We start from the raw sequence: 19209 nt of genomic DNA, 5'->3' as shown, positions 1-19209 counted from the left end.
GCTCAGCTCGACACGGACAGAGCCGTTGCACGAGGGCGTCCAGGTGGATAGGCTTTCACCCATGGCGAGTGGTCCTCTTGAATCGTGTTCTGGCAGGAACATCCTGATTCTACAAGAGAAACCACTCGCCATCTTCGTTTTCAGGCCGGCCTCATGAATAAGCGGGGATCACGTCTATTGATGCTTCATCACGGAATCCATGTGCATGAAGTTATAATAATAATGTAAAGCACAACACCACCTTCAAGAGGTGGTGTTGTGCTTTCAGGCAGATTGAATATGTATCATTGCTCAAGCTACATATTCAAGGGTGATTAGAAGCTGCCTACCAAGCTACCGAGTGTCACGACAGTGATCAGCGCCAACATCGGGAATGCCACGGTCATCATGAACATCTGCCCATAGGACTGGCGATGTGTCAGCTTGCAGATCGCCAGCAGGGTAATGACCGCGCCAGAGTGTGGCAGGGTGTCCATGCTGCCAGCGGCTAGTGCGGCGACTCGATGCATCAGCTCAGGATCAATACCGCTTTTCACGGCCATTTCCATGTAAGTCGAGCCCAGTGTCGAGAGCGCAATGCTCATGCCGCCTGATGATGATCCGGTAATCCCAGCCAGTACATTGACCGCAACGGCTTCGGAAATCAGCGGATTACTCGGATAGAGTCCCAGTACGGCGTCCTTGACGATGGCAAAGCCCGCCAGACTTGCAATGACAGCGCCGTAGCCGACTTCTGAAGCTGTGTTGAATACCGGTAGCATCGCGCCAAAGCAGCCGTTATTGACCGTTGTCTTGAGGTCGTTCCATTGCTTCCAGCGCGAGATCATCAACCAGGCGGATGCCGTGGCCAATGCAATCAGGATTGACCACATGCCTGTTGCACCTGCGGGGTTGAGATCAGGGAAGGACTCGGCCAGGTAGGAGAAATCGATGCGAGGGAAAACGAGGTAGGTAAGTAGCGCATTCAGGCCAATCACCATGATCAGCGGGACCAGTGCGGCGGTCATGCTCATCGTGGCCACGAGGCTTGAGTCTTTCTCGAGACCTTCATTCTGATGAACCCCGTAGTTCTCGCCCTGGGCTTGTGCCTTGCTGGCACGTCCCTTGAGCCACCAAGTGCCGAGACCTAACATCATCAGGCCGGCAATGATGCCTAAGCCCGGTGCAGCGAAACTGTTGGTCTGGAAGTAGGGGATCGGGATGGCGTTCTGAATGGCAGGCGTGCCGGGTAATGCTGTCATCGTGAACGTGAATGAGCCGAGTGCAATAGCTGCGGGTAACAGGCGTTTCGGTGTGTCAGTGCGTTGGAATAGCTGTGCACCGATGGGGTAGATCGCAAACGCCACCACGAATAGCGACACACCGCCATACGTCAGTATGGCGCAGGCCAAGACAACCGTCAGAATGACATGGCGAGTGCCCAAGCGTTTGACCAGACCTTCAGAGATAGCATGCGCTGCACCAGAATCCGCCATTAACTGGCCGAATAGGGCACCGAGGATGAACAGCGGGAAGAATTTGGCCAGATAGCCCCCCAGCTGACTCATGAAGGTCACGGTATAGCTGGGAAGGAGAGTACCGGCATCGCCGGAAAGAACGACGGCAAGTGCTGCCATCAATGGCGCGAGCAACAGGACGGTGATACCGCGGTAGGCCAGGAACATCAACAGCCCGAGCGAGATCAGAATGGCAAGAATACTCATGGAGGGGGACATCTCGTAGTTGGCGTTATAGTCATGGTGTGTCGTCTGCCATTAACGACGCATGTCCTGCAATCAGGTGCGTGGCCTGTTGTTTTTACTCTTTATGGGAGGATCTGCAGTGACATGTCGCACACGGTAGTGTTTGTCCGACATGAGAACAATGCGGCTTAAGTGGCAGCATGCCGCTCGTATAAGCCCCTGCGGAATAGTTTGGATCATATAGCTCAGCGATTGCTTTATAAAATATACCGTTATCTTTATTCACGTCCAGATTTTACAATAATCTGGTTTTCGGGCCACGAGAGGTATTGGCGCTCACACGAAGCGCTATCTCGGAGCAGTAGTGGCGAAATGCCAGGTTCGGATGAGGGCGGGATATGCCGAGAGGGGCGGCTTAAGGGGTATGGCCACCGAGCTTTAGAACTCTTCTGACACGCACAAAAAAGCGACGCCCTTAGGGCGCCGCACAATCCGATCTTACAGTCTATCGGTCGCGAGATCCGACAGAGGTTCAGGAGGTTATACGCCGTAATCCACGTTTTGGATGTTGTCCCGAACGATTGACTGGCTGATTTGTAGAATCGCTTATACAGGTTCACCCTGCAACTCGCAGAGTCATTTGTGTAGTAATGAAAATTCAGCTTGCTCGCCAGATGCTGACACCTGCAGCGGGTAGTTGCTGGCCACCTGTCACATAACTCGCATCCGCTACCAGCTCATCAGGTAGCCAGCGTGCTTCAGGGGCATAATTGAATGCAAAGCATAGCGCGCCACGGCGACGGAAACGTACACCTTGTGGTAGCGCGAATGTGGCAATGTTTGCCGCACGACATTCCGCCTCAAGGAGTGCCAGTAGGCTATCTTCGTCCAGCCAGGCGGTCAGATAGCTGATACCTTGCTGGTGAGTAATTGCGGGTTCGCCATCATCAAAGCGCATCACAACACTGGCCGTGGTGCGTTGTCTGTCCAGTAGGTCGCGCCATCGCAGTGCATGGCCACGATGACCATTCGCGAGAGTGATGGTGGGATGTGTCGCTGGGCGTAGACCATCCACACGATCCACCGTGACGCCCGTCAACGTCGCAAGCGCTCCTGGTGCTAGCTGCTCGGGAATCTGCAGGTCTTGGGTACGTGAGCCAGAACGTGCGCCGATGACGATCCGGCTGCCGCGATCACGTGCGGCATTCAAGCGAGTCGCGAGCGCCTCGTCAGCGATGACCTGGCATGGCAACACGATGAGCGGATAGTCCATGACTTCATCGCGTGGTGACACGATATCGACATCGAGTCCCAGGCGACGTAGGGCGCTGTACCAGCTGAGGTGTAACTCCAACGCATCAAAATTCTCGGCATGTGGCTGAATCTGACAAGCCCAGATGGAGGCGTAGTCGAACATCAGTGCGACAGAGGCACGTTCAGTCACCGGTGTACTGTGCTGATCCGCTGCATCGTCATGGCTAGCCATCGCTGCTAGCTCGTCGCGTACCTGCAGCAGTTCTGTCCATGCAGATGCCGGTGTACCGTCGCAGCGAAGCAATCCTGCATGCATCTGTTCCTGCGCGAAGGGTGCCTGACGCCAGCGGAAGTAAGAGACCACCTCGGCGCCATGAGCGAAGGCTTCATGACTCCAGAGCCGCACCATGCCCGGCAGCGGTGCAGCATTGCTGAGTGCCCAGTTGACTGGCCCCGGCTGCTGCTCCATCACCCACCAGCGGCCCTTGCACATGGCGCGGTAGAGATCGTGATGGAAACCGGCAAAATCAGGGTGACCTTGCTGGCGATAGAATCCTTTGGTGGCCTCGTCATGGGCACCACGCTCGAGAAAGCCGAGCGGATAGCTGTCCCAACTGGCGATATCGAGATCCTGCGCGACATCGAAGTGATCGAATTCGGTAAACAACCCCATGAAGTTATGCACGATATCGACGCTGATACCCGCCGTACGCAGGGTAGCCACCTGCAGGCGGTTATATTCCACCACCATGTCGGAGCAGAAGCGGCGATAGTCGAGCACGATGGCGGGGTGGGGTTCGGTCACGGTGCCCACTGGTGCTTCGACTTGATCAAAACGAGTGACTTCCATGCTCCAGAATACCGTCCCCCAGGCATCATTCAGCGCCTGTACGGTGCCGTAGCGTGCCTCCAGCCATTCGGGGAAACGCGCACGTGCGGCAGCTGAATAGCTCAGGATCGTGTCATGACAGCCGTATTCGTTGTCGGTCTGCCACGCCATGATGGCCGGATGATGAGCGTATCGCTCGGCCATCAGGCGCACGATGCGCTCACTGAGGGTGCGGTAAACAGGCGAGGAGAAACAATAATGACGACGTGAGCCGTAGCCGCGCACGTCGCCTTGCGCATCAACGGCGAGAATCTCGGGATGTGCATCTACCAGCCATTTGGGCGGTGTGGCCGTCGGGGTGCCCATCACGATTTTCAGGCCAGCCTTGGCGAGCACATCAACCGCCTCATCCAGCCATTCGAAGTGTAAATCTCCACTGGTCGGTTCGAGTCGGCTCCAGGCAAACTCTCCGATGCGAACGATACGAATACCCGCCTCGACCATCTCGAGGGCATCCTGTGCCCAGCGCTCACGCGGCCAGTGTTCAGGGTAATAACAGACGCCGAGTTGCATACGGATCATCCTTGAAAGGTGTCATGAGAGAAGCGTGTAACGCGAAATACGGTATGGCAGAGATTTACATCTCAACTGCGCTTAGTTGTATGAGAATCGTCTGATCAGGATCAAGCACTGGCAGCGCAAGCCCATCACGCAGTAGATATTCCCCGCTGACGGTGATCGTCTGTCCGTCGAGCTGTGCCTGAATCCAGGCGGGGAGCTGCTTCATGCGGCGCTCCGGGTGCTCCGGCAATTCCACCAGCTCAAGGCGATAGTGTATTTCAGGTGTGAGGCCTGCCAGTGGCTGCGGCGCGGGAAGTGCATGACGCGGCATCGCCAGTTGACTGATGCTGAACAACGCCTGTCGGCCATCCGCACTGACCACGCCATGTGCATGTTGATGGGGATCAAGGCAATCCAGCCGCCAGCTGACACCAGCGTGCAATAGTCCGCGCAGTGTCTTGTAGCGTTCAATCCAGACTCGTAGCGCCGTGCGCTCGTTTTGATCGAGCTGGCTGACATCCAACTCCAGTCCGAGATGCCCAAACAAAGCCGTCGAGGCACGGAAGGCCAGCGACGTACGCCGCGAGGTGGTATGCGCATGTTGCGGGCCGATATGCGCTCCCAGAAGCTCCGGAGGCAAGAAACGGCTGGCACCGCGCTGGATATGGGTGCGCTCATGTGGGTCATTGCAGTCCGACGTCCACACACGGTGTGTATGGCGCAGAATACCGTGATCGGTGCGCGCGCCGCCCGAGGCGCAGCTTTCAATTTCCACTGTGGGATGTGCCTGACGCAAGCGCGCCAGCAGCCCATAAAGCGCCTCGACCTGAGCATGAGCGGCCGGCATGCCGATGCGTTCACCTGACTGAGTGGCAGCGTGAGTCAGATCGCGATTCATGTCCCACTTCAGATACTTGATCGGGTATTCGCTGAGCAGTGCATTGAGGCGTGCAAACAGATAGTCCGCTACGTCAGAGCGTGTCAGATCCAGTACACATTGGTAGCGTCCAAGAGGCTGGTCACGTCCCTCAATACCGAGAATCCAGTCGGGATGGGCGCGGTAGAGATCGCTGTCCGGATTGACCATTTCAGGCTCTACCCATAGGCCGAATTCCATCCCCTGTGCGTGAACGGCATCAATCAGCGGGCCGAGACCGTCAGGATACTTGGCCTTATCCAGATACCAATCGCCCAGTGCTGCGCGTTCGCCGTCACGACCGACAAACCAGCCATCATCGAGCACGAAGCGTTCTGCGCCGACGTCGCCGGCCGCAGTGACCAGCTCATCCAGTCTGGCGGCGTCATGGTCGAAATACAGCGCCTCCCAGGTATTGACGTGTACCGGCCGTGGCTTATCTTCCGTTGGCCAGTCGAGACGTGCGCGCAGGGTACGATGCATGCGCTGACTGGCTTCATTGATACCATTGTCGGACCATGCCATCACGACTTCGGGTGTCGTGAGACTCTCACCTGGTGCCAGTGCCTGCTCACCAGGCAGCAGCAACGCCCCCATCTGCAGCTGTGTGCTGCCGTCAAATTGACGCTCGACCAGCAAGCGGTGATTGCCGCTCCAGGCTAGATGCGTGCTGATGACCTCACCGCGTTGCTCACTGAAGCCTTCAGTCCCGACGATCAACGACGGTACGCGCTGATGAGAGCTGCGGCCGCGTCGGTTTTCCAGTGTGAATGCCCCTTCGCTGAGCGTGTGGCGTGTTTCGGTGAATTCCTGTACCCAGCGCCCACCAAAGCTCATGCATTCCTCGAATCGGACCGGTAACGGCAGACAGCAGGCTGCCAGCCATTCGAGACGATAGGCGGCGCTGCCGTGATTGGTCAGTGTCGTCTGCTGGCGCAGTACACCCTCGAGGGTCAACGTCAGTGACAGCACGACCTCGAGTTCACTTAGGCGATCGATGAGTGTCAACCGGGCATGCGCTCCGTGATTGTCTGTCGAGCAAGCGACGGCGCTATTCCTGTCGCTCTCATCTTCACGTAGGCGCATGTCGGTGAGCCAATGGTGGCCCGCACGATCTCCCATCACTGCCGGATGGCCGGCAAAGCCCTGTCCAGCGTCATTGAACAGCGTGTTGGGTGGCAGGATGTCGAGACTGGCCTGTGGTGTCGCGGCGCCGCTCATCAGTCGATGCTGCGCGGGGTCGATCACTGTCTGACGGCCAAAGTGCGCCAGCGTTACAAGGCCAGCACTGAGGTCCAGCTGCAACTGTATGCCATCAGCACTCAGGCTCAGCCATTGCTGCTCACTCAACCAGTGTGCATCGGGAGTGACACAGGAAGGTGTCTGTGTGGAAGATAACGACATGATCAATCCTTGATGATACCCATGAGGAGGGTCGCTGAAAGCATTTGTGGAACAAGCACGTGCTGAGCGCGTTTGGTGAAAGAAAGCGTGCTGAAATCGCTTCAGGACAATAGTGTTAACCAAGAATCAGCAGTGGCTCAGCAAGCCCTTTGATACCGGCAGCAGACAGATCACATGCGAACAGGTTGCCGTTCTGCGTACTCTCAGCCTGGGATGTTGATAGCGGCATGCCTTCGTAGGCGGTCGTGATATAGAGGATATCGAGTGATTCGCCACCGAGTAGCGGACACGACGGCTGACTGACGGGCAGTGTCACGTGGGCAACCTCGCGCCCCTCGTGATCCAGTCGCGCCACGCGGCCAGCGCCCCACAAGGCGATCCACATATGACCTTCGCTATCGATGATGGCCCCATCCGGATTTCCGCCCGATTCGCGCAGATCAGCCCAGACTTCAGGTGCCTCGTATCTGCCAGCAGCGGAGAGCGGCCAGCCATCGGCATCCAGCATCCAGCGCATCACCTGGCCGGTGGTGGTATCGCTAAAGTAGGCGTAGCGACCGTCGGGTGAGAAGCACAGTGCATTGGGGATGCTCAGGCCACTCATCAGACGCGTCAGCTGCCCACGGTGCAGCCGGTAGAGGCTGCCTGCACCAGCTTCTGCGTTCAGGCCCATGCTCGACAGCCACAGACTACCGTGAGTGTCGACGCGAGCATCGTTGCTGCGCGTCGCCGGAGAATGGTTGGTCTCAAACGGGAGAAAGTCCGCTAACTCACCAGTGGTTGGATCAAAGCGTGACAGCTGATGCTCGGCCACCAGCAGGTAATCACCCTCAGTAGTGAGTGCTGCGTAGGAGGTCTTGCGAGCAAGTGCCGTGATGCGGTGCCGACTGCCATCGGCGGCAGCGTGATGAAGTTCACTGGCCAGAATATTCATCCAGCGCACTTCGTTTGTGTTGGCATTCCAGCCGGGCCCTTCGCCAAGTTCACAATGACTGGCCACGCAGCTAGTGGCCTCGCTCAGAGACGGTGATTGCGTCATCCGGCACTCTCCTTGTCGTTATCGTCTGGTTGTCGCTCTTGAGTTGAGATGCATCTCGTGGTGCTCTTTCATTCTCAGTCTGCAGCTACCCAGGCCGCCACCAGTGCGCGTGCGCGGACACCGACATCTGTCGCCGTCAGGCCAGGTGAGTAGATGGCGGTGCCTAAGCCTGCACCATGCACACCTGCTGCACGCCACTCGGCAAAGTTGTCGGTGCCGATGCCGCCAACGGCATAAAGGTCGGTCCCAGCGGGCAGTACTGCCAGCATGGCCTTCATGTTAGTGATACCCACCTGGGTTGCGGGGAACAGCTTGAGACCCGAGGCGCCGGCAGCGACGGCGGCGAAAGCTTCTGTCGGAGTGACGATACCGGGCATCGAGACCATCTCCAGACGACGACTCTCACGGATGACCTCTACATCAGCATTGGGTGACACGATCAAACGACCGCCTGCGGCATGAACGTCACGCACCTGTTGCACAGTGAGCACGGTGCCAGCACCGATCAGAATCTTGCTGTCGTGATGCGTTTCACAGTGCGTGGCCAGCGCAGCGATACTGATGAGTGGCTCCGGAGAGTTGAGCGGTACTTCGATGCGCGTGATGCCAGCGGCGATGATTTCATCAGCAATGGCGATGACTTCATGCGGTGCAACACCGCGCAGAATGGCAACCAGGGGAAGGCTCATGAATATCTCCAATACAAAGTGAGGGTGTCAGGTGACAGTGCGATTGGCGGGGCGTGCGTGGTGAATCTGTCCTAAGCCGGCCAGTATCATGTCGGCATTGGCAGCGATGGACACGCGGTAGCCGAGGTGCTCCAGCGCACTTTGGTAGCGCTGACAAAGCACGGCATCGCCAATCAATGTGACCAGTGAATTCTCGGGTAGTGAAGCCGTGGCACTCGCGAGTTCGAGACCGAGCACCAGTCCGGATAAGCGCGCACTCAACACTGCCGTACGGCTCGTATCGCTGGGAAGGCGTGTGTCGAGCAGATCACGAGCACGAATCCCGAATAGCTCGGCGGTGATACGTTCGGGGGTGGCGAGTGCTGTGTCGATACCATCGAGATAGGCGCTGCGCTGCGTTTGATCTGTGAGGTCACCGCCAGCAACGGAATGTTTGAGGACAGAGTGTTTAAGGACAGAGTCCTGGCTGAGCAGCTTGTAGAGCTCGCCACTCATGAAAGTGTTGAAGCCGGTAATTCTGCCATTGTCGAGATGTGCCCACTTGGCATGAGTGCCTGGCAGGCACACTGCGCCGCTGTAGTGGGGTTGGCTCGCGACGAGCCCCGCCAGCTGTGTCTCTTCACCACGCATGACGTCGAAGGCAGGCTGGTGCTGGCACACGCCCGGCACGATGTGGACATCCATCCGCGCATCACGGGTCGTGACTGCTGTCAGACGTTGGCCAAGTGCGGCCAATACGTCCTCGTCCGCTCTCAGGGATAGATAGGCGGCTTCGACCCAGCCTGGCGGGCGCCGGCCATGCCGCAGATCAGTACCGGTATGGCATCTGGGGCAGATGTGGCAGAGGCATCTGACGGCAGCCAGTCGCTAATCAGCACTCGCAGCACATCCTCGAACTCATCCGCGGCCAGTCCCAACATGCCGCGTGAACTGCTCGCCTGAGCGATGACCTTGTGATCGGCATCCAGCGCCCATACGCGTAGGTTGCTTGACCCCCAATCGACGGCGATCCAATTGGGAAAAATACTAAGGGAGGATGAGACGGAGGACGGTAGGGCGCTCACACTCGGCCCCCATCAACGACCATCGGCTGACCTGTCATCATACGAGAGGCGGTAGAGGCGAGGAACAGACACGGGTTGATCATGTCCTCGACAGGAATGGCTTCCTTGAGGCATTGCTGATCAATGCACTCATTGAGGTCCTTGTCATTGACCCACAGCTCGCGCTGACGCTCGGTCATGACCCAGCCTGGAATCAGGCAGTTGACGCGAATGGCATCCGGTCCCAACTCACGTGCCAGCGCCTTGGTCAGGCCCATGATGCCAGCCTTGGCAGTTACATAAGTGGGGTAGCCGCCAAGGCCTAGCATATAGCTATTGGAAGACAGATTGATGATGGCGCCGCCGCCAAGCGCGCGCATATCAGGCGCAACAGCCTGTGCGGTAAAGAACTGTGGGCGCAGGTTGGTGGCGATGGATTCATCCCATTGCTCCACCGTCCAGTCTTCCAGCGTATGGCGGGTATCACGAGCCGCATTGTTGACCAATACGCCAATGGGACCATGCGCCGCGCGCGCCTGTGTGACCGCCGCTTGCAGCGCTTCGATATCTTGAATGTCGCAGGCAATGAAGAGCGGACGACTGGCGTACCTGGCCTCCATTGCGTCACAGAATTCGCTGGCGTCCGACAGACCGACGAAGGCGACCTTAGCCCCTTGCGCGAGGAAGCCTCGGTCAATGCTGCACCAATGCCGGAGCCGCCCCCCGTGATGAAGACACTCGCGCCGCTGAGGTCTGGATAGCAAAAGTCGGCAAAAGTCGGGGCAGTGGTGGATACGGTCTCAGTCATGAAGACTCTCTCTTTCATTGAGACAGGGCATAAGCGCATGGCCTGTCATATTCAGTGCATGGCGTTCGGTACTGCTTACCACTCGGCGACGGAACCGTCTTCGTGAGTCCAGACCGGGTTGCGCCAGCGGTGACCGACCTTGGCGCGCTCTTCGACGAAGGCCTCGTCGATCTCGACACCGAGTCCCGGACCTTGAGGAATGGCGCAGAAGCCGTCCTTGATCAACAGCGCATCCTTGTCGACCAGGTAATCCAGAACATCGTTGTCCTTGTTGTAGTGGATACCCATGCTCTGCTCCTGGATGAAGGCGTTGTGGCATACCGCATCCAATTGAAGAGAGGCGGCCAGCGTCAACGGGCCGAGCGGACAATGCGGCGCGAGTGCCACATCGTAGGCGGAGGCCAGGGTGGCAATCTTGAAGCCTTCGCTGATGCCACCGCAGTGGGACAGATCGGGCTGGATGATATCGACCATGCCGTCCGCCAGCAGGTCCCGGAACTGGAAGCGGGTGTGCAGGCGCTCGCCGGTGGCGATGGGCGTCGAGATACCCTCGGCAATATGCTTGAGTGAGGGTAGATGCTCTGGCGCGACTGGCTCTTCGATGAACATCGGATGGAACTGCTCGAGCTCACGCAGCAGTGCTTTGGCCATGGGGCGATGGACACGCCCGTGGAAGTCGATACCAATCCCGACATCCGGACCGACGGCATTGCGTGCTTCAGCCACGCGCGCTACAGCATCATCAATCTTCTTGTGTGAATCGACGATCTGCATTTCCGGCGTGCCATTCATCTTGAAGGCCGTGAAGCCCTGTTCGACCAGCGCCTTGGCACCTGCGCCGACATCGGACGGGCGATCGCCGCCGGTCCAGGCATACATCCGCATCTTGTCACGCACCGGGCCGCCCAGCAGCTGGTGTACGGGCACTCCCAGATCACGCCCCTTGAGGTCCCACAACGCCTGATCAATGCCGGCAATCGCTGACATCAGGATCGGACCGCCACGATAGAAGCCACCGCGGTACATCACGTTCCACAGGTGCTCGATATTGCGTGGATCCTGACCGATAAGATAATCAGACAGTTCATGCACGGCCGCTTCTACCGTCGCAGCGCGTCCTTCGATGACCGGTTCTCCCCAGCCGTAGCAACCTTCATCGGTCTCGATCTTCAGAAACAGCCAGCGCGGCGGTACTTGCCAGGTCTTGAGCCGGGTGATTTTCATGGAAATATCCTTTTAGTGTGCGGTACGGAAGTCGATGAGAGTCAGTAAGACGGGCTTGCGAGACGTGGATGGTCCTGGCCGAAACCAAGATCACGCGCGGCAGTTTCGAGTACTCGCTCGGCGCAGGTGCGTGCCATATCAGGTTGGCGTAATCGAATGGCTTCCATCACCGCGCGGTGGCGATCAAGACTGGCACGATGATGGCTGTGATCATGCTGTTGCGCCGCTTGCTGAGTTGATTGGATCAGCTGGCTGATGGAGGGGCGCAGCAGGCTGCCGAGCTGTGTCCACACCAGGTTATGTGTGGCGTGATATATGGCTTCATGAAAGGCCACATCGTATTCGGCATGCGCGTCACGAGTGGTGTCGTTGGCTGTCTTGACCATACCCTCGAAGGCGCGTTCCAGGCGTGCGAGGTCCTGTGCATTCGCTTTCATGGCTGCCAAGGCACTGACGTAGGGCTCCACCGAGAGGCGGAAAGCGTAGATCTCGCGCATCAAATCCGGATTGATGCCTTGAAGCCCGCTAATCCAGTGGCTCATCAGCGGATCGAGCAACTGCCATTCACTCATGGTGCGTACTACTGTTCCACGGCCTGCAGTGCGTTCCAGCAAGCCAGCGCTGACGAGCTGGGCAAGTGCATTACGCAGACGATTGCGGCTGGCATCAAAGCGTTGGCAAAGGTCCAGTTCACGCGGAAAGCTATCGCCAGGCCCAACATCGCCGGCAAGAATTTCTCGCGCCATACAGGTTGCAATGGCTTCCATGCTGCTGGGCGTAGCGCTATTTGCCGCCGCGTGGTCAGGAGCAGTGACGGAGGGGGATGTGGTCACGTGTGGCCTCTTTGCCGTCGTTTCGCCAAGCAAATGCCAAGCGCGATAAATGTCTGAACTCACAATAATAAATGTCTGACATTTGAACAAGCACAACAGAATGCAACTTTGGTCTGCTACCTGCTTAGCTTGGGTTCATGCACGCGGGGTTTCACGCATCCCGGGAGAGGGGGCTCAGAGGAAGGTGTCGAGCTCGGCGGGTTCGTTCGAAAAATAAATCCTGGAAGGCGGGGGTGTGGAACTCGTGGAATGAGGAATAGCGCCCGTCCTCTTGAGGGGTCAGGTTACCGAGTGCTCAAGAGGGCAGGCGCTAAAGCGAAAGGGATATCAGGTCTTATCTTTGACAAGATGATCAATGCGGGCTTGCCAGTCATGCATGGACTGCGCACACGACAGAGAGTGCCGAGTCATTTCCAGGCGAGCAGTACCCTCCAGCGAGAGCAATAGTGTTTGTAGCGTTTCCTGCGAAGGCAGTGATGGTGAATTACCTGCTGTGGTGTCATCCGTATGCTCGCTAGCCAGCACCATGAAATGGCTAGAGGCAAGGTGGAAGACCTTGAGGGGATAAAAGTAGGCATTCAACTGAGGTCCGAACTGCTGATCCAGTACTGCGGCATCCATCGATGCGCGTAGTCGCAGGTGGTATAGAGTGACGCTACCCGTCATCGTTACCTGACCGCGTGTCAGCAACATCTCAAGAAAGGCGTCTAGCAGGCAGCGATTGAAGCAGCCGGTGGCGTTGTCTCGCCAATGGAGTGCAAGCCGCTCTATTTGCAGCGGCTTCAGCCGATGATGCGTGGCATCCGATTGAGAAATGGGGTGCTCTGCCATGACTGTGCGGGTCATGTGCAGGACTTCCGCCATGAAAGGCTGCTGAGGACGATGTTCAATCTCGCTAATTGCTTCGGCTGCGCTGAGGTGTGAATGTCTGACCAGCTCCACTATCTGTACGACAAGCGCCAATATGCTTGGACCTGGCGAGACACGCGTACTCGACATTGGGGAGCCAGATACTGTCGCATTGGAAGGCGTGGCACTCATGCTGGGCATATAGCGTTGGCTCGCGCACAGCAAGTCGGCTTCGTAGGGGGCCATCAGTGCATCTGCCAGCAAGCGGCTGCCGATATCGACATGCTGCCGCAGCAGTTGGGCCTGATCAAAATAGAGTTGATGACGTGGCTTTAGCAAGGTATCGGGTAGTGCGAGTTTACCGATATCGTAAAGTAGTGCGGCACGCTCTAATCCAGCAATTTCTTCATCATCCAGTGCCAGTCCCGTGGCAACACGCGTCACGTAATCCGCCACGATAAGGTCATCGCCTACACGCTCTGGACAGCGCTCATTTCTGATGACTTGCAGCGCTGCCACTAGTCTGTCCTCACCCCGTTGTTCAAGCTTTCTCTCCAGAAGATTCATACGCTTACGCATCTTCCTCTGGCGTATACGAAGCTGATGCAGGAGCGTATAGCCGATGCTTAGGCACAACAGCATGGTGACGCCAAGCGTGATGAGGAAGTGCCAACGCTCAAGCGCGTGTTTATCCTCCATGGTGGCTTCATACGCTTGTGAAGCTGCCATATTGATATCGTCAAGATAGACGCCACTCGCTACTATCCAACCAAAGGGAGGATAGAGCGCTGCATAGGCAGTCTTGGCTTCCTGCTTTGCGCCCGGATTCTTGGGGAAACGATAATCAAAGAAGACGCCGCTACCACGTAGTACACCGTCAAGCTCTACCTGATAGGGATAACGGCCACTGGCATCGCGGTAGTGGGTGGACAGCAGCGCGCCTTCCGTCTCAGGTAGTAGAGGGTGAATCAAGCGGCGGGCATAATTTTCGCCACCATTGGATTCGAGGATTTCGTTGATCCAGACGTAGCGACTCTCTTTCTCATCGAGGCCGGCATGCAGGGACTGTCGAAGTTCGCTCGAAACGAGAAATGCCACCATCTTTGGATCGATGTGTACGAGAGTCCAGCCGGCCGTAGAATGAGTGCGATTACGATGTACATCCCCGCTAGTGTCCGTTCCGCGCTGAATGGGGACGGCAAAAATCAGACCCGTATCAGCGCCACGTAGAAACTGCGGTTTACGCTCGCTTGCCTGTAGACGGAGATTCAGGTCGGCTGACCACCACGCAGGAAGTAGATTGGTGGGTAACTGCTCGATAGAGATCCAGTCCGGATTGATGCGCAGATCGGGGAATTGACGTAGTAGCTCAGTGCTGATGAAAGAGCGATCACGACCACTCAGGTGGCTAATTCCCAGAAAGGGGGCGCGCATGGTAGTGATCAGCATACGCTGTAGGCGGTGCTCATAATCCCTGTGCCGTGTAGAGATGACGCTTAGTGTTTGCTCTACCAGCAGGCTTGCCTGATGCTTGCGCTCCTGCAGGATCAGCGTTTGTATCGCCTGCGCATTCAGGGTGTCTAGTTCGCGATTTTCCGACTCTAGAAATACCAGTAGGCCGCCTAGCGACGCGCAGGTCAGTACGGTGAGCCCTAACCAGTGGCGCAGGGGCATGCCCGTCAAATCCATTGGTGCCAACGATCGGCGTTTCGGGTCTGAGGTGTCGATATTGGGTGGGGAGGGATCGCTATCCTGGATCATCACATCACTTCATCCATGAGTTGTACTTCGGCGTCCAAAAACGACGTCTGAGTGCTGATGACCTCGAGCATAGCCTGTCGCCTGTCAGAACGGCAGTGAGATGACAGTATTGTGCAAACGCTACGGATTTTACCCACGCGATGCCAAGCTGGTTTATGCTACGTATAGAGTGGATTGGCCAGCATGACGACAGGCTTGCTAGCAGGCGTTGAAAGGGGCATGATGAGTATGGCTTTCAAGAAGATATCTGCTATTCGGGCATATTCCCCTAATATTGCCTGCCTAACACCTTGATTCGAGGTCATCCTGCAGGGTGCCTTCCTACTGACGTTTTATGCGTCATGGGGTACACCATTACCTGCAGTGGACTTCTCAGGTCTTCTTGTTGTCGACAAGATCAATAGTGGAAAATCGTGCATGAACCGACAAGATGAAAAAATCATTGCAAGTGCTCGCAAGCAGCGCGCCTTGTTTGATGAACTTGAAAAAGCATTGTCTGAAGAGCTGAATGCTCTTGATCGCTCCTCAAAACCTTCAACTCCACAAGAGCCGAAAGTGTCTGATGCTGAAGAACGCGCCCAACAGCGGGAAGCGGAATTCATGGCACGTCTTGAGAGCCTGATTGCGGAGTTTGATCTGGATCGCAAGGCAGCCCACACCTGGCTGCGTGAGTTGAGCGAATTCCGTACAACGTCTGACTGACGCTGTGTGATAGACAGACAACATAACGCCCGGCCTTTCTCTCTATGAAGGCTGGGCGTTATGTTGTCTGGCATCTCGTGTTGATTATCAATTAAGTCATTCTGTAGTCCATCTGTGAGCTCCTGTCCTGAGAGCCATGTCTATCCTGGGCATCCATGTATCTGTGCCTGGTATTTATGCTGATTGTGACCAATAGTATGAGTAGGCAAAGGGATGTGTGATCACAGCCCAAGCATGCTAATGATTAGAGCTGTTCATCTGGTGCTTTGCATAGGCTGGATGATGAGAGCTTGCTGGGAATTGGTGTTAGCGTGTGCGTGACCAACTATCAAGTCAGATTATGAGTTGAGTGCGATCACCTGAGGGGAGGCGATCATGATAAATGAAGTCAAATCCGTGCTTGCTGCATTTATTGGTGTGCAAAAGGAAGCTAATCGAAAGCGTGATTTCGAGCAGGGCCATCTGCTTGATTTTCTTGTCATCGGATTGGTAATGGCTGCACTACTGGTCGGCGGTATGGCGCTGTTGGCGACATTTATTGCAGGCTAGCGTGACCGAGGCACTTGCCAAAATCACTTTCCGGCACAGACGCACAAAAGCCTCACGATTCGGATGATATATCCGGCCTGTGAGGCTTTTGTGTGATGAACTATCACTTTGTGATCAGTATGGCCGTGATCTATCCGCGGCGAGCAAACAACGGGGTCTTCTGATCAACGCTAGTCTGGTAGCTCACGCTGAAAGATGACAGTGCGTACATGGCGTCTTCAACATACTGGTCATCACGTAGGTGGAAGGCATTGAAGCCACAGCGGGCCATGTAATACAGCTGATCGACCAAAACATCGCCTATTGCACGGATTTCACCACGGTAGTCGTAGCGCTCACGCAGCAAGCGCGCAATGGTATAGCCACGACCATCATTGAAGCCCGGGAAGTCGATTGCCAGCAGCGGAGTGCCTGACAATGCTTCACCGAGTTCTGATGTCAGCTCGGTATCGCTTGGAAGCCATGGCGCCAGTTGCTCACGCGCAGTTCCTGCTGTTATTGATTCAAGCCAGTGCGTCAGTGGTACAAGTGCAGGTTGCTCAAAAGAGGGCAAGTTGCCTTCTTCATCGAGGCGTACGATCTGCCAGGCATCTTCAATCACAAGCTGATCCTGACGAATCACTCCTCCTTGGCGAAGATCACTCAACTCTCTTGTTGGTGTCATTTCCACTGTGACCTCAGGCATAGACCCGCTCCTTGAACGGCTTCATGCCGATGCGGTGATAGGTATCGACGAAGACTTCATCTTCAAGGCGCTGTTCGACATAGACCTGAAGTACCTTGTCGATGACATTGGGCATATCTTCTGCATTGAACGATGGGCCGAGAATCTTGCCGATCGTCGCATTGTCGTCACTACGGCCACCGAGAGATACCTGATAGAACTCCAAGCCTTTCTTGTCGACACCCAAAATACCAATATTGCCGACATGGTGGTGCCCGCAGGCATTCATGCAGCCAGAGATATTGAGGTCCAACGGACCCAGGTCATACAGGAAGTCGAGATCTTCAAAGCGATCTTGCAGTGCTTGAGCAATCGGGATGGACTTCGCATTGGCGAGTGAGCAGAAATCACCACCCGGGCAGCAGATCATGTCTGCCAGCGTGCCGACGGTCGGATTGGCCATGCCGAGCGTATCAAGCGCTTTCCACAGCGTTTCCAGTTCATCGACCGGTACATCGGACAACACGAGATTCTGTTCGTGAGTTACGCGTAGCTCACCAAATCCGTACTGTTCTGCCAGGTCAGCGACAGCGTCCATCTGATCTGCTGTTACATCACCCGGCGCCAGTTCACGCCGCTTGAGGGAAAGGGTGACGGCCTTGTAGCCTGGCACCTTGTGACCCACGACGTTGTTGGTCACGAAGCGAGAAAATGCACGGTTCTCGACGCGCAGTGCTTCATAGGCATTGATCGCATCTTCGCTGACATCACGACGTGCTGGCTCCGGGAAATAGCCGGTAGCATTCGTGACGGCGGAGTCAGTCAGTGTTTCAGGGCCATCCTTGAGGTGAGCCCATTCTTTCTCGACACGCGTGCGGAATTCTTCAATGCCTAGTGCCTTGACCAGGATCTTGATGCGCGCCTTGTACTTGTTATCGCGGCGCCCCCACTGGTTATAGACGCGCACGATGGCATCCAGGTAGGTCAACAGATGTTGCCAGTCGAGGTTTTCGCGCACGATATCGCCAACCATCGGTGTGCGACCCAAGCCACCACCGGCAAGAATGGTAGCCTTGACGCTACCGTCATCACCACGAGTCAGGCGAATACCGATATCGTGAACCTGGATCGCCGCGCGATCAGCATTGGCACCCGTCACCGCAATCTTGAATTTGCGCGGCAGGTAGGCGAATTCGGGATGCAGGGTAGACCATTGACGAATCAGCTCACACCATGGGCGCGGATCAACAGTCTCGTCTTCCGCAATGCCTGCAAACTGGTCAGTGGTAGTGTTGCGAATACAGTTGCCGCTGGTCTGAATAGCATGCATCTCGACCTGCGCCAATTCACCAAGAATGGCAGGGACATCTTCAATTTTCGGCCAGTTCAACTGAAGGTTCTGGCGAGTCGTGAAGTGACCGTAGGAGCGGTCATAGCGACGACTGATATTGGCCAAGGCACGGAGCTGAACTGCACTCAACATGCCATAGGGAATAGCAACACGCAGCATTGGAGCATGACGCTGAATATAGAGGCCGTTCTGCAAGCGCAGAGGGCGGAATTCTTCCTCACCCAGACGACCGGCCAGATAGCGATCCATCTGGTCCTTGAACTGAGCTACCCGCTCGTCGACCAGTGTCTGGTCATAGGTGTCATAGCGATACATGTCAGGTGTGTCCTACGGTCGGGCATCAGGTGGTCATCCACTGATGCGAATCTTGTTGATGCTTGGGTCACCTTACCTTTTATTATTTATTCTTTAAAAGAATAAATCATCATAGTTTTCGACGATCACGTTATGAAGAAGGTGTCCGAAGTGTGCCTCCAGCCTTGCCAAAAGAAAAGACCACCTCGTCAAGAGAGATGGCCTTGTAAGCTGAGGCGGCATGGATACCCTATCTGCCAGCGTAGTTGTCACCTAAACGGATTGAGAGGTGATCAACGTGCGTTATTCCACAGAGCGTAAGGAAGCCATCCTCAAGAAGATGGCGCCGCCTATGAGCATGACCATCCCGGAATTAGCCGAACAGGAAGGCATCACCGCAACAACCCTCTACAATTGGCGGAAACAGGCCAGAGAACGAGGACAAGTTTTGCCATCACGTTCCACCCAGCCCGACCAGTGGACCAGCCAAGAGAAGTTCCAGATCGTCCTGGAGACGGCCCCGATGAACGGGGCCGAACTCAGCGCCTATTGCCGCGAGCGTGGGCTCTACCCCGAGCAGGTGGAGGCTTGGCGGGATGCCTGCATGAACGCCAACGACGACGTGGCAGCGCAGGCCAAGCAACAACGCCAGGCTCGCAAAGCGGAGCATAAGCGGCTCCGTAAGTTGGAGCGCGAGCTGCACCGCAAGGACAAGGCCCTCGCCGAGACGGCGGCCCTGTTGGCCCTGTCAAAAAAA

14 protein-coding genes and 1 pseudogene are annotated in these 19209 nt (G+C 56.3%); 3 read left to right on the top strand and 12 right to left on the bottom strand.

Annotated elements, in window-relative coordinates:
* Positions 1–314 precede the first annotated feature (314 nt).
* The 10 genes and pseudogenes from BF12_RS0114735 to BF12_RS0114690 all read right to left on the bottom strand — a co-directional run bounded on the left by BF12_RS0114735 (position 315) and on the right by BF12_RS0114690 (position 14805).
* Positions 315–1703: a GntP family permease gene (locus BF12_RS0114735; RefSeq protein WP_024952934.1), complete on the bottom strand. Its 1389-nt coding sequence runs from the start codon at positions 1701–1703 to the stop codon at positions 315–317.
* Between the two features lie 637 nt (positions 1704–2340).
* Complete coding sequence (locus BF12_RS0114730) at positions 2341–4338, bottom strand: beta-galactosidase (protein ID WP_024952933.1); 1998 nt, start codon at positions 4336–4338, stop codon at positions 2341–2343.
* 64 nt (positions 4339–4402) lie between these two features.
* Entirely contained in the window at positions 4403–6646 is a 2244-nt protein-coding gene (locus tag BF12_RS0114725; protein ID WP_024952932.1) for an alpha-galactosidase, read from the bottom strand.
* 115 nt (positions 6647–6761) lie between these two features.
* Positions 6762–7685, bottom strand: a complete 924-nt coding sequence (locus BF12_RS0114720) for an SMP-30/gluconolactonase/LRE family protein (protein ID WP_024952931.1) — start codon at positions 7683–7685, stop codon at positions 6762–6764.
* 74 nt (positions 7686–7759) lie between these two features.
* Complete coding sequence (locus BF12_RS0114715) at positions 7760–8374, bottom strand: 2-dehydro-3-deoxy-6-phosphogalactonate aldolase (RefSeq protein WP_024952930.1); 615 nt, start codon at positions 8372–8374, stop codon at positions 7760–7762.
* Between the two features lie 27 nt (positions 8375–8401).
* Positions 8402–9438, bottom strand: a pseudogene (locus BF12_RS20400) (2-dehydro-3-deoxygalactonokinase).
* Positions 9435–10181, bottom strand: coding sequence for an SDR family NAD(P)-dependent oxidoreductase (locus tag BF12_RS20395; RefSeq protein ID WP_345917425.1), 747 nt, complete (start codon positions 10179–10181; stop codon positions 9435–9437). The pseudogene BF12_RS20400 and the gene BF12_RS20395 overlap by 4 nt, the downstream one beginning before the upstream one ends.
* Before the next feature lie 119 nt (positions 10182–10300).
* Complete coding sequence (gene dgoD, locus BF12_RS0114700) at positions 10301–11449, bottom strand: galactonate dehydratase (protein WP_024952929.1); 1149 nt, start codon at positions 11447–11449, stop codon at positions 10301–10303.
* 41 nt (positions 11450–11490) lie between these two features.
* On the bottom strand, positions 11491–12282 hold the full coding sequence (locus BF12_RS0114695) for a FadR/GntR family transcriptional regulator (protein ID WP_088743879.1): 792 nt from the start codon (positions 12280–12282) through the stop codon (positions 11491–11493).
* A gap of 327 nt (positions 12283–12609) precedes the next feature.
* The gene (locus tag BF12_RS0114690; RefSeq protein ID WP_024952927.1) at positions 12610–14805 is read right to left on the bottom strand and encodes a cache domain-containing protein; all 2196 of its coding nucleotides are present in this window, start codon (positions 14803–14805) and stop codon (positions 12610–12612) included.
* A 450-nt stretch (positions 14806–15255) separates the two neighbouring features.
* Here BF12_RS0114690 and BF12_RS0114685 point away from each other — a divergent pair, with 450 nt between their 5' ends.
* Together BF12_RS0114685 and BF12_RS21790 are read left to right on the top strand one after the other, a co-directional pair.
* Positions 15256–15594, top strand: a complete 339-nt coding sequence (locus BF12_RS0114685) for a hypothetical protein (protein ID WP_156941187.1) — start codon at positions 15256–15258, stop codon at positions 15592–15594.
* Positions 15595–15969: 375 nt separating this feature from the next.
* Positions 15970–16143: a DUF2970 domain-containing protein gene (locus BF12_RS21790; protein ID WP_084488139.1), complete on the top strand. Its 174-nt coding sequence runs from the start codon at positions 15970–15972 to the stop codon at positions 16141–16143.
* A 130-nt stretch (positions 16144–16273) separates the two neighbouring features.
* Here the strand turns inward: BF12_RS21790 and BF12_RS20390 are convergent, their stop codons facing one another.
* Together BF12_RS20390 and BF12_RS0114670 are read right to left on the bottom strand one after the other, a co-directional pair.
* Entirely contained in the window at positions 16274–16828 is a 555-nt protein-coding gene (locus BF12_RS20390) for a DUF934 domain-containing protein (protein ID WP_035160278.1), read from the bottom strand.
* Positions 16821–18473, bottom strand: a complete 1653-nt coding sequence (locus tag BF12_RS0114670; RefSeq protein ID WP_024952925.1) for a nitrite/sulfite reductase — start codon at positions 18471–18473, stop codon at positions 16821–16823. The genes BF12_RS20390 and BF12_RS0114670 overlap by 8 nt, the downstream gene beginning before the upstream one ends.
* Positions 18474–18741: 268 nt before the next feature.
* Here BF12_RS0114670 and BF12_RS0114665 point away from each other — a divergent pair.
* Positions 18742–19209: transposase (locus BF12_RS0114665; protein ID WP_156941186.1), on the top strand; the 468-nt coding region annotated here is incomplete at its 3' end.

The organism is Cobetia crustatorum, from assembly GCF_000591415.1.
GTDB lineage: Bacteria > Pseudomonadota > Gammaproteobacteria > Pseudomonadales > Halomonadaceae > Cobetia > Cobetia crustatorum.
This window is presented reverse-complemented; position numbering and strand designations above follow the sequence as displayed.